The sequence below is a fragment of the Lutibacter sp. genome (assembly GCF_021647475.1).
In the GTDB taxonomy this organism is placed as follows: Bacteria; Bacteroidota; Bacteroidia; order Flavobacteriales; family Flavobacteriaceae; genus Lutibacter.
This window is the reverse complement of sequence record NZ_JAKIUR010000002.1, coordinates 23,597-36,482: the sequence shown is the minus strand read 5'-3', so window position 1 is coordinate 36,482 and position 12,886 is coordinate 23,597. Positions and strand designations below refer to the sequence as shown.

At 30.1% G+C, this 12,886-nt stretch carries 8 protein-coding genes; all 8 read right to left on the bottom strand.

Going from position 1 to position 12,886, the window contains the following annotated elements; all coding sequences use genetic code 11:
- Window positions 1–24: 24 nt before the first annotated feature.
- A complete protein-coding gene (locus tag L3J60_RS00935) occupies window positions 25–1,650 on the bottom strand; it encodes a S41 family peptidase (RefSeq protein ID WP_291973441.1) in 1,626 nt (541 codons plus the stop codon).
- Window positions 1,647–2,069, bottom strand: a complete 423-nt coding sequence (locus L3J60_RS00930; protein ID WP_291973439.1) for a dCMP deaminase family protein — start codon at window positions 2,067–2,069, stop codon at window positions 1,647–1,649. The genes L3J60_RS00935 and L3J60_RS00930 overlap by 4 nt, the downstream gene beginning before the upstream one ends.
- 56 nt (window positions 2,070–2,125) lie before the next feature.
- On the bottom strand, window positions 2,126–2,710 hold the full coding sequence (locus tag L3J60_RS00925) for a HupE/UreJ family protein (RefSeq protein WP_291973437.1): 585 nt from the start codon (window positions 2,708–2,710) through the stop codon (window positions 2,126–2,128).
- Between the two features lie 54 nt (window positions 2,711–2,764).
- Window positions 2,765–4,300, bottom strand: a complete 1,536-nt coding sequence (locus L3J60_RS00920; protein ID WP_291973435.1) for an aminotransferase class V-fold PLP-dependent enzyme — start codon at window positions 4,298–4,300, stop codon at window positions 2,765–2,767.
- Between the two features lie 285 nt (window positions 4,301–4,585).
- Entirely contained in the window at window positions 4,586–6,577 is a 1,992-nt protein-coding gene (locus L3J60_RS00915; RefSeq protein ID WP_291973433.1) for a thioredoxin family protein, read from the bottom strand.
- A 115-nt stretch (window positions 6,578–6,692) separates the two neighbouring features.
- Complete coding sequence (locus L3J60_RS00910) at window positions 6,693–8,141, bottom strand: sugar porter family MFS transporter (RefSeq protein ID WP_291973431.1); 1,449 nt, start codon at window positions 8,139–8,141, stop codon at window positions 6,693–6,695.
- A 104-nt stretch (window positions 8,142–8,245) separates the two neighbouring features.
- Window positions 8,246–10,558 (bottom strand): beta-glucosidase BglX, encoded by a 2,313-nt coding sequence (bglX, locus tag L3J60_RS00905; RefSeq protein ID WP_291973429.1) that lies wholly within the window; start codon window positions 10,556–10,558, stop codon window positions 8,246–8,248.
- A gap of 92 nt (window positions 10,559–10,650) precedes the next feature.
- Window positions 10,651–12,843 (bottom strand): LamG domain-containing protein, encoded by a 2,193-nt coding sequence (locus L3J60_RS00900; protein WP_291973427.1) that lies wholly within the window; start codon window positions 12,841–12,843, stop codon window positions 10,651–10,653.
- Between the last annotated feature and the right edge of the window lie 43 nt (window positions 12,844–12,886).

Below are 12,886 nucleotides of genomic sequence, written 5' to 3'. Positions count from 1 at the left end.
CTTTACAGTTAATAACTAATAATATTAGTCTTTTTGATCTAACTCAATAACTTTTTGAATCATATTATCATTGTTTTGAGTTACCATATTGTACCCTATTTCGCCAAATAAATTACGAGCAATTAGGCCTTTTAAATAGATTTTTAAATTTTCTTTAGCTTTGGGTGATATAGGTTTTTTTACATCAATAAAATTTAAATAAGAATTTATAACCTTATTTGAATGATCAAAATTAGTTACAAAATCTTTTAGTTTCCATGAACTCAATTCTTTTCTATGATCATCTACATAATTAAATACAAACTCATTTAGCCTTCCAAATAGTTTATTACTAAAAACACTGGTAGTATCTATTGGTACAAAAACATCTGGTATAATTCCGCCACCACCATACACAATTTTGCCTTTTGGCGTTGTATATTTTAATTTATCATCAATTTTGATACTATCTTTTGATAGTAATTCTCCATTATGAATACGATTTAAATAATCGTTTCTATAAGCTGTATTATCTTTATGATTGTATGGTTTTTGAATTGATCTTCCCGTTGGCGTATAATATCTAGCTGTAGTAAGTCTAACGGCTGAACCATCACCTAAATCCATTTCTTGTTGTACTAAACCTTTTCCGAAGGATCGTCTGCCTACAATAATTCCTCTATCATTATCTTGTAATGCTCCTGATATAATTTCACTAGCCGAAGCAGAATTTTCATTTATTAAAACATACACTTTATTATTTTCAAATTCTCCTTTTCCTGTTGCATAGATTTTATCGACTTCGCCATTTTTATTTTTTGTGAAAACTATTAATTTACCATCTTTTAAAAATTCATCAGCAATTTTATCTGCTATATCCATAAATCCACCTGGATTTCCTCTTAAATCTAATATTAAGGAAGTCATTCCTTCTGATTTTAAATCCTCTAAAGCTGTTTTAAACTCTTTATAAGTGGTTCTGGCAAAACGGTCAATTTTTATATATCCTAATTTTTTATTAATCATATAGTAAGAAGGAACACTAATAATTGGCACTTCGCCTCTTGTAATTTTAAAATTTAGAATTTTATTGGAAGATTTTCTGTAAACTGAAACGTTAACTTTAGTATCTGGCTCACCTTTTAATGATTTTATAACTGCATCAGAAAGTTTTCTATTCCCTGAAATAGTTTTAGCTTTGTTTTCAGCAACTTCAGCTTTATGTAATATAGCTTTTCCGTAAAGGGTATCTTTATTAGCCACCAATATTCTATCTCCAGCTTTAATTCCTGCTTTTTCACTTGGACCTCCTTTAATAACGCTACTTACCGCAACAGTATCATTATGCATTAAAAATGAAACTCCAATTCCAACAAATTTTCCTTGCATGGTTTCCGTTATACTCTTTAATTCATTTTTAGGAATATAAACCGAATGTGGATCTAATTCGCTCAACATTTTAGTAATGGCATCATCTAATAAACTATCGGTATCAACTTTATCTACATAATCGTAATTTATGTAATCTATTAACCTTTTTATTTTAGCTTCATTAGTGTTTGAACTAAATAATGCAGGTTTCTTTTTAAAGTTAAAGAGTGTACCTATTGCAATTCCTATAACAACTGAAATTGCTAAATATAATGGTAAAGTTATTTTTCTGTTTGTCATTTTAAATTTTTAAGATGCATTATTTCTACACCTGCTTTTTCTAAAAAATCTAAGCCTGTGGTATCTTTATACGCGTTTGCATATACTACTCTTTTAATTCCTGATTGATGTATTAATTTACTACATTCTTTGCAAGGTGACATGGTTATATATAACGTAGCATTTTTACAAGATTGTGTTGAAGATGCTACTTTTAATATTGCATTAGCTTCAGCATGTAAAACGTACCATTTTGTTTTTTCGCTTTCTTCACAATTATTTTCAAACCCTGTTGGCGTTCCATTAAATCCATCAGAGATAATCATTCTTTCTTTTACAATTAAAGCCCCTACTTTTTTTCGCTCGCAGTATGATAATTTTGCCCATTCCAAAGCCATTCTCATATAAGCTTTATCGTATTTTAGCAGTTTTTTATTCATTTTAATTAAAAGGAATTACGAAAGTACTAAGAAACTTTTCTTTTTAAAGTTAAAATTTACCAAAAAATATTTCTTTTTAAAATTGGCAAAACAACGCCAATTACAATAGATGAAATAATTAAAACCCAATCTCTTTTTGAAAAACGAAATATAGTTTGAAAAATAAATCCAACAATTAAAACAATAATAACAATAATAATTTGTGCCATTTCAATTCCTAAAGCAAATTCTAACAAAGGAATTAATTTACTGTGCGAACTGCCAATTAACATTTTAAAATACCCCGAAAATGAAAGCCCGTGAATTAATCCAAAAAATAATGCAAATACTAGATTTATATTAGTTTTGGTTTGCTTAGTGGTATTTTTTACATAGAAAATATTAACTAAAGCGGTAATTAAAATAGTGATAGCTATTAAAAATTCAACCCATTTTGTACTTATAGAAATTACGTTGTATGAAGATAGTATTAGTGTTAACGTATGCCCAACTGTAAAAGCTGAAATTAACCAAATTACTTTTTTTAGATTTTTAAAATCATATACCACTGTTAAGGCAATTAAAAATAAAATATGATCATAAGCACTCCAATCTAACACATGAAATAAGCCTTGTTTGAGAAAGAAAATAAAATTATCCATTATTTTTTTAAAATTTCAAACCCAAATATATAAAAACATCTAGGTTTAATACGTTTATTTGAACCAATTATTTACTAATTTTTTTTCTGAAGATTCACCAAATTTATAAGTGAATTCATTTTTTATAGCATCATATTCATAATCTTTTCCCCATTCTTCAAAATTTTCAGCAACTTTTTTGATACTTTCACACACAAACAAAATTTCTTTATTACTAATAGTTGGATGAATAGACATACGAACCCAACCTGGTCTCTCAATTAAACAACCTTCGCTTATTTGATCTTCAATGTTTTCAGAAGTTTGTTGATCTAAATGCAATAAATAATGTCCATAAGTTCCCGCACAAGAACAACCTCCACGAGTTTGAATTCCGAACTTATCATTTAACAATTTTACAATTAAATTAAAATGAGCATTTTCTACAAAAAACGAAAAAATCCCTAATCTATCGGTATGTTGTTTTGCTAAGATAGTAAGGTTTGGAATTTCAGAAAGTTTTTTAAAAATAATGGCATTTATTTCGTGTTCCCTTGCTAAAATTTTATCTACCTTCATTTGCTCTTTAAGTTGAATTGCCAAAGCTATTTTTATTGCTTGTAAAAATCCTGGAGTACCACCATCTTCCCTAGTTTCAATATCATCAATATAATCATGTGCTCCCCAAGGATTTGTGTACATAACTGTTCCGCCACCAGGATTATCAGGAACCATATTTTTATAGAGTTTTTTATTAAAAATAAGTACTCCAGAAGATCCGGGACCTCCTAAAAATTTATGTGGTGAAAAGAAAATAGCATCTAAATAGGTTTCTTTTTCTGATGGATGCATATCCATAGCAACATAGGGTGCAGAGCAAGCAAAATCAACAAAACAAAGTCCACCGTAACCATGAATCATTTTTGCAATTTTATGGTAATCAGTTCTAATTCCTGTAACATTTGAACACGCTGTAATAGAAGCTATTTTTATAGGTCTGTTTTTATATTTTTCTAATAATTTTTTAAAACTTTTAAAGCAAAATAATCCATTATCTTGACATGGAATAATTTCTACATCGGCTATGGTTTCTAACCAAGAAGTTTGATTAGAATGATGTTCCATATGTGAAATAAACACAATAGGTTTTAAATCTAAAGGAATATGAGTATATTCTTTTAAATTTTCCGCTACTTTTAAGCCTAAAATCCGTTGAAATTTATTAATTACACCAGTCATTCCGCTTCCGCTAGTTATTAAAACATCATCCGCATTTGCATTTACATGATTTTTAATAATTCTTCTAGCTTTATGATATGCTGAAGTCATCACTGAACCTGTAGTGGAAGTTTCGGTATGCGTATTAGCAACAAAAGGACCAAAAACATTTATCAATTTTTCTTCAATTGGGCGGTACATTCTTCCACTAGCAGTCCAATCGGTATAAATGATTTTTTTTTCACCAAAAGGAGTAGAAAATGTTTGTCCATTTCCAATAATGTTTTTTCTAAAAGGCTTAAAATAAATTTCTAATTCGGTTAAATCAGCATTGATTTCTCCATCTTTTACCTCCAATTTATTTTCTAAATCTAACTTAGAATCCTTAGCCATAATACTTCATTTTAATTTAAAAAAAGAAACACGCTAATTTAAATAAAATCAGCGTGTTTCCGTTACAATAAAAATCTAATTTTATTTACTCGTTGTGCATTTTGACTTTTTAAACTTACTGTTACGTAAGTTCAAGCCTGCCTGACGGCAAGGCAGGTAATTTTTGATAAAAAATTGTATTGAAAACGGTTTTTTTTTAAAGAAACCTATTCTCGATACTAATTTTAAGCCTAAAAAGGCTAAAATTCACTCGAATTGACGAAATTTTATCAAAAAAATGGATTTTTATTTATAATTTTTTATTCCATCTTTAAGCCAGTTATAAAACTCATCTACATCTGGAGTATATCCAACAGGATCATTTAAATTTTCTTCATTTTGATTAATTAAAACATAAAAAGGCTGTGCATTTGTTCCGTATTTAATGGTTTCCATTTCACTCCATTTCTGACCGATATATCGTAATTTTTTACCTGGATTTAACTTAGAATCTACCGCTTCACCTTCGGGTAATTTTCTTTTATCATCAACGTATAGTGAAATTAATACTACATCATTCTTTAAAATTGCCAATACTTTATCTTTTACCCAAACATTTTGCTCCATTTTTCTACAATTTACACAAGCTTTTCCTGTAAAATCTAACATTACTGGCTTATTTACTTTTTTTGCATAAGCCAATCCTTTATCGTAATCATTAAAAGTTAAAATATCATACGGAGCCATTAAATGAGCACCATCGGGTAGCTCGGAGATATTTTGATTGCCACCATTACCTAATTTGGAAAATCCTACTCCGTAAGGAGATTCACTATAATGTTGTGGTGGTGGAAATGCACTAATTAAATTTAATGGAGCTCCCCATAAGCCAGGAATCATATAAATGGTAAATGTTAAGGTTATTAATCCTAAACTTAATCTGCCCACTGAAATATGGTTTATAGGCGAATCATGTGGTAATTGTATTTTTCCAAAAAGATAAAGGGTTAACGTACCAAAAATGGCAATCCAAATGGCAATAAAAACTTCTCTTTCAAACCAATGTAAATCCAAAACTAAATCGGCATTTGATAAAAATTTAAAAGCTAAAGCAAGTTCTAAAAATCCTAGCACTACTTTTACGGTATTTAACCATCCTCCAGATTTTGGTAAGGAATTCATCCAACCCGGGAAAGCGGCAAATAGCGTAAATGGAATTGCTAATGCCAATGAAAAACCTAACATTCCAATGATTGGGCCAACTTGATTTCCTCCTGCTGCTGCTTGTACTAATAAGGTTCCAACAATTGGTCCGGTACAAGAAAATGAAACAATTGCCAAAGCTAATGCCATAAAAAATATGCCAATAACACCGCCTCTATCAGCCTCTGAATCTATTTTTGTTCCCCAAGAGCTTGGCAAAACAATTTCAAAAGCTCCTAAAAAGGAAATGGCAAAAATGACTAATAGCAAGAAAAATATAACATTGAACCAAACATTAGTAGAGAGTGCGTTTAATGCATCAGCACCAAAAATTGCACTTACTATTGTTCCTAATAAAACATAAATAATAACAATAGAAAGTCCGTAAATTATAGCATTTCTAATGCCTATTGCTCTAGTTTTACTTTGCTTTGTAAAATAACTTACCGTCATAGGAATCATAGGGAAAACGCAAGGTGTAAGTAATGCTGCAAATCCTGATAAAAATGCAATTATAAAAATACTTAATAATGTTTTATTGGTTTTCTTTTTAGTTGTTTTCTTTTCAGTTGTTTTTTCTTTTACTTGTTCGGTTTTAGCTATTGTATTATTAAAAACAGGAGTTGCTTTTGTAATAGCGGTATTTGAAGGAATTGAAAAGTTTAAATCAATGTATGATGGTGGTAAACAACTGGTATCATCACAAGTCATAAATTCTACTTCACCTTTAATTTTGATATTTTTATTCGTTAAAATTTTAATTTTCTGTTTAAACGTTGCTTTGTTTTCAAAGAATTTAATTTTCATATTAAACACCTTATCATTAATAGTATGCCCCTTATCTTCTGAAGGTTTGCCAATTAATTCAAAATCATTTGTTTTAGTAAAAGTAAATGCTGTTGGTATAGGTCCGTCTTCGGGTACAAATTGAGAGTATAAATGCCAGTTCTCTTCAATAGTGGCTGTTATTACTAAATTATAAGTGTTATCTGATATTTTTTCTGTGGAAGTTTTCCATTTTACAGGATTGTAGATTTGGCTGAAAGCAGTAAGGCTAAACAACACAAACACAAATAATAATAGATTTTTTTTCATGTTTAAAAACTTAGTAATAAATTTATGATTTCAAATTTAAACAATAATTATAATTATGTCGTGTAAAGGGCTATTATCACTAAAAAATAAACGTTAAAGTTTTCTTAATAACTTTTTATTTTTGAAATACTGTTTCCATTTCTTCTAAGGTTTTTCCTTTAGTTTCAGGTATAAACTTCCAAACGAATACAATGATAATTATGATAAAGAAAGAGAACACAAAATAGGGTAACGCATGATTCCAAATACCTCCATCAATTTGCAATTTATTAGCATTGCTATCTACCATAATTGGGAAAGTTTGTGACACAAAGTAATTTGCTAACCATTGACCTGCAACGGCTATTGACATTGCTGCACTTCTTATTTTATTTGGAAATATTTCTGATAATATTACCCAAACCACAGGTCCCATAGACATTGCAAAAGAGCCAATAAAAATTAAAATTCCAATTAAACTTATAACACCTTCCGTTGGTGAAATTCCTGGTATTCCTGCTGAGTTTATATATGAATAACTACTAAAATACAAAGTGAATCCCATCATTAAAAACCCTATTAACATACCAAATCCTCCAATCATTAATAATGGTTTTCTACCAATTTTATCTACCGTAAACATAGCAATAAATGTAAATAGTAAATTAACCGTAGCTAACAGGATTTGTTGTTTTAAAATATCATCTTGTCCAAAACCTAATGCTTGTTCAAAAATATCTGCTCCATAATACAACACTGCATTTATTCCAGTAAATTGCTGTAAAACCGATAATACTGTTCCAATAATTACAATTGGCAGTAACGATTTTGTAAATACTGAAACTTTAGCTGATTTTATATCTTTATCTATGGATTCTTTAATTTCAGAAAATTCTTTTACTGCAATAGTTTCTCCATGAATTCTTTTTAAAATATTTTTTGCTTCAATCTCTTTGTTATTTATCATTAGCCATCTTGGACTTTTAGGCACAAAAAATAATAGGATTAAAAATAAAAATGCTGGAATTAATTCTGACCAAAACATTTGCCTCCAACCAAAAGAAATATTTTGAGCTTCAGTTAATTCATTTCCTATAAAATAAGTAGCTAAAAACACTACGAAAAATCCGATGACAATCGCTAATTGATAAAACGTTACCAAATTCCCTCGTTTTTTAGCAGGGGCAATTTCTGCAATGTACATTGGTGCATTCATAGAAGCAATTCCAATAGCTATTCCCCCAATAATTCTAAATATTACCAATAAGGTTGTGGATTGTGGCAACATACTTGGCAGTCCTGACCCCCAAGCAGATATTATAAATAATACAGCCCCAATAATCAATGATTTTTTTCGACCTACTTTTTTACTCAACAAACCTGCTCCTGCGGCTCCAACTAATGCACCTAACAATGCACTGCTTACTATAAACCCTTTTAATGCACCCGTTAGCTCAAAATATTTTGAAAAGTAAAATTGGGTACCGTTAATAACTCCAGTATCATACCCAAATAACAATCCTCCTAAAGTAATGACTATAGTGATAAAATAAATGTTTATTCGTTTGTTTGATATAGTAGTCATAATTTATTTTTTGAATGGATTTTGCACAATCATCTCCTAGTGCTAATTTAATATTTAAAACGAATTAATAGGTAACCATATTAATTGTAATAATAACTAAAATTTCACTTTTTAACCAACTTAAAAGTCGATTTTAAATTTGTATCGGAATTGGCTCCTACAAACACTTCAAAATCTCCTAGCTCTGCAACAAAATTTAAATTGCTAGTATAAAATCTTAAATCTTCAATAGTTAATGTAAATGTTATTTTTTTAGTTTCTCTTTTTTTTAAATATATTTTTTGAAAACCTTTTAATTCTTTTACAGGTCTGGTAATTGAACCTACCAAATCTCTTATGTAGAGTTGAACAATTTCTTTTCCGTTATAATTTCCAGAGTTTGTAACATTAACTGACACTTCTATAGAACTGTTTTTAGTCATTTTATGAGTATTTAAATGCAACTTACTATAACTAAACGTTGTATAACTTAGCCCAAAACCAAATGGGTACAATGGTTTGTTACTTTCATCAATATAATTTGAACGAAATTTTTCAAATTTCCCATCAGTATTCAGAAGAGGTCTTCCAGTATTTTTATGGTTGTAATAAATAGGAATTTGACCTACACTTCTTGGAAAAGTAGTCGTTAATTTTCCTGAAGGATTAACAGTTCCAAATAATACATCTGAAATAGCTAACCCTGCTTCACTTCCTGGAAACCAAACATTTAGTATTACTGGAATCGTTTTATTTTCTTCAACTAACACTAAAGGTCGGCCAGTAAACAAAACTAAAACAACAGGTTTCCCTGTATTATTTAATGCTTTAAGCAAATCTTTTTGTGCTTGAGGAATTGAAATATTTGTTCTACTACTACTTTCTCCACTCATTTCAGCTGACTCGCCTAATGCAGCAACTATAACATCTGCTTTTAAAGCAATTTTTACTGCTTCATCTATTATTTCTTTTGGATTTCTTTTATCTCTTGGAATTTCTTTTCCAAACATGGTAGCCCTTTTTTGAAATTCGGCATTATAATCTAAGTTACTTCCTCTAGCATACAATATTTCTGCTTTATTTCCAACTACAGTTTTTAATCCGTCTAGAAAGGAAATTGATTTTGATTGATCAGTTGCAACGCTCCAAGTACCAGCCATATTTACACGAGTATTTGCTAATGGTCCAATGAGTGCTATTTTACCTGACTTTTTTAAAGGAAGCAATTGATGTTCATTTTTTAATAATACCATTGATTGAGAAGCTACTTTTCTAGCAAATGCCCTATTTTCTTTGGTGAAAATTTGCGTTTTAGCTCTAATACTATCACAATACTTATAAGGATCTTGAAATAATCCTAATTCATATTTAGCCTTTAGAATTCTTTTTACTGCTGTATTAATTTCTTCTATGGAAATTTTATTTTCATTTAATGATTTTTTTAAAGTAGTTAAAAATCCTTCGCCCACCATATCCATGTCCACTCCTGCATTTATTGCTAGAGTAGAAACTTTTTGTAAGTTACCCATACCATGAGCAATCATTTCGTTAATACCTGTATAATCTGAAACCACAAAACCTTTAAATCCCCATTGTTTTCTTAACAAATTTGTAAGTAACCATTTGTTCCCTGTTGCAGGAATACCATCAATTTCATTAAATGAAGCCATTACTGAACCAACTCCTACATCAACTGCTGCTTTATAAGGTGGTAAATACTCATTATACATACGGATTTTACTCATATCAACAGTATTATAATCTCTACCAGCTTCAACAGCACCATACAAAGCAAAGTGTTTAACACAGGACATAATGGTATTATTTTGTGTTAAATCTTTTCCTTGATATCCCCTTACCATTGCTTTAGCAATTTCACTACCTAAATAAGGATCTTCACCAGCCCCTTCAGCAACTCTTCCCCATCTTGGATCTCTAGAAATATCCACCATTGGAGAAAAGGTCCAATTTAACCCATCAGCACTAGCTTCTATCGCAGCAATTCTAGCGGTTTTTTCTATCATTGAAATATCCCAAGAACAAGACAGTCCGAGCGGAATTGGGAAAGTTGTTTCATACCCATGAATTACATCCATTCCAAAAAGTAGTGGTATTTTTAAACGGCTTTTTTCAATAGCTATTTTTTGTACTTGTCTTATTTTTTCTTCTGATTTTATACTAAACAATCCTCCTACTTTACCTTCTTCTATTTTCTTTGCAATATCTGAGTTTTTGGCTTGACCCGTTATTATTTCTCCAGTGCTTGGTAAATTAAGTTGACCTATTTTTTCATCTAAAGTCATTAAATTTAAAATAGAATCAACTTTGACATCAAAGTTTGAAGCATTATTATTTTTTAATGATTTACTATTATTAGTACAATTGTTAAAAATTAAAACAGTAAGGATTATAATTATAATTTTGTTTTTTTTAACCATTTAGAAATAGATTAGAATAATTATCCGCATTTTATAATGATGAAATGCGGATAATTATGTGTGTTTTATAAAAATGTAAAATATAAATTTGATTAAATTCCTATGATTGCTTTGATTTGATTTTGGCTTAAAGCAACATTATATAATTTTAAATCATCAAGGTAACTGCTATCTGACAAATGCCCCCACTCTGTAAATCTAGGAGCTCCAGACATAATGGATAATACGTCACATCCTGTCCAATCAATGCCAGAAAAAGTTGATTGTGCTACTAACGCACCATCAATGTAAACTGATGCTTCAGTTGCTGAAATAGTTATAGCTAAATTAATCCAATTACCTGTAGTTGGATCTACATCAGCTGAAGCACCTCCATCAACCCATATATCGGTAGCACCATCACCAACGTTAAGTTTAAATCTTTGATTTCCATTGTCACCAACTTCGCGAAAAAATCTAAATCCGCTAGTTCTTAAATTTTGTACTGATGGGTAATTGGCATTATTAGTATCTTTAGGACTCATTACTAAAATTCCAGCTCGATCAGGATTATTGTTAATTTTATACCACATAGTGGCACTAAACTCAGGCGATGTTAATCCTGTTGTAGGAAAACTTAAATAAGAATCTGTAGCACCAGCATAAGCATCACTTCCTATTACACTTTCCCCAGCAAAACTAGGAGTACCTGTTATCGTTGGATCCGTATTACTAATTGCATCTCTATAATTAGCATCAAATAGCATATATAAAATTGGTGTTGGCACCACCACTTTTTCTTTAAATCGAACGTCATCAATATAGTAAATATCGGTAGCTGTACCATCCGTGGTGCCACCATTAAAAAATAAAACAACTTTATTTTGATTTTCGCTTGCTTGGTCGCTAAAGTCGAATGAATATTCTGCCCAATCGCCAACAACATCAATAGAACCCCAAACTTCCTTAGCAGGGGAAGTTCCTCCTTCTAGTTTTACTAATAAAGGAACTGCTCTAGTTGATAAAATCTTTATTTTTAAAATATTATTAGTTGACAAATCAATTGGACCTCCAAAATCAAATACTAACGCATCCCAGGCGTTTGTGCCATCATCTGTAACTTTAAGAACGGCATTACTAGGATTATTATTATTTACCATTGGGTTATCCACAATCTCATTTGCCAAAAAGCCTGGTATTGTAGTATTTTGTTGACAATTAAAATCGTTCATTACTGATAAATCTGGATTTACGCCACTACATGGATCTGTTAATTCAATAAATTTCAAATCATCCATATAATATATATCAGTGCCATCTGTATCTACTCCTGCATTAAAGAATAATACTATTTTAGTGTGATTTTCTGAAGCTTGAGAACTAAAATCGTAAGTGTATTCAACCCATTCACCTGTTTTAGTAATTTCAGCATCCTTTTCAATAGGCGTTGATGTGCCTCCTTCCAGTTTAACTTTTAAAGTACCGGTAACAGGTGCATTTACTTTAATGCTGAATACATTTTGAGTAGTTAAGTCAATTGGTTGCCCATAATCGATAATTACAGCATCCCAAGCTCCAAGTTCATCAATATATTTACCAGAAAATTTACTACTATTTACAGAAGATTTAAATGGTGTTGCTATAGTTTCAACTTCTGGAATGTCTTGATTTTGTTGACAATCAAAATCATTAACAATACTTAAATCAGGTGCAACTCCATTACAAGGGTCTGCTGTTGGTTCAAAACGAAGATCATCAATAAAATATTCATCTGAACCATTGGTTTCATTTCCCGCATTAAAAAATATAACAATTTTATTATGGTTTTGGTTAAATTGATCACTAAAATCAAAAGAATATTCAACCCAATCAGAAGTGTTTGTTATATTATTATCAATTTCAATAGGTGTGGATGATCCTCCTTCTAATTTAACTTTAAGTACACCTTCAACATGTGTTTTAACCTTTATTTTAAAAGTATTAAATGTTGATAAATCTATTGGAACTCCATAATCAATAATTAAAGCATCCCAAGGGGCAGCTGGATCTATATATTTACCAACAAATCTACTTTTATTTATACCAGACCGATCTGGATTAAAAACAGTTTCCACGTTATCTAAATCTACATTAGCCTGACATTCAAAATCTGTTATAATATTTGGTAATGCGACTACATCTGGATTATCACAAGGAACTGATTCAACATATTTATATGTGTTGATTTCTTCATTGCACGAACTAAAACTTAGCACAACTACTAAGGCCAATACTAAGCTTTTAAAATTAAACTTAAAGGTTTCCATAAATTTCGGTTTTATTGTAATTTAACAGTTATATTATATTTTA

Excerpts from the sequence above, each read along its gene's own strand:
- bglX (WP_291973429.1), bottom strand. The coding sequence starts at position 10,558 with ATGGTTAAAAAAAACAAAATTATAATTATAATCCTTACTGTTTTAATT.
- L3J60_RS00925 (WP_291973437.1), bottom strand. The coding sequence starts at position 2,710 with ATGGATAATTTTATTTTCTTTCTCAAACAAGGCTTATTTCATGTGTTA.
- L3J60_RS00920 (WP_291973435.1), bottom strand. The coding sequence starts at position 4,300 with ATGGCTAAGGATTCTAAGTTAGATTTAGAAAATAAATTGGAGGTAAAA.
- L3J60_RS00935 (WP_291973441.1), bottom strand. The coding sequence starts at position 1,650 with ATGACAAACAGAAAAATAACTTTACCATTATATTTAGCAATTTCAGTT.
- L3J60_RS00900 (WP_291973427.1), bottom strand. The coding sequence starts at position 12,843 with ATGGAAACCTTTAAGTTTAATTTTAAAAGCTTAGTATTGGCCTTAGTA.
- L3J60_RS00915 (WP_291973433.1), bottom strand. The coding sequence starts at position 6,577 with ATGAAAAAAAATCTATTATTATTTGTGTTTGTGTTGTTTAGCCTTACT.
- L3J60_RS00930 (WP_291973439.1), bottom strand. The coding sequence starts at position 2,069 with ATGAATAAAAAACTGCTAAAATACGATAAAGCTTATATGAGAATGGCT.
- L3J60_RS00910 (WP_291973431.1), bottom strand. The coding sequence starts at position 8,141 with ATGACTACTATATCAAACAAACGAATAAACATTTATTTTATCACTATA.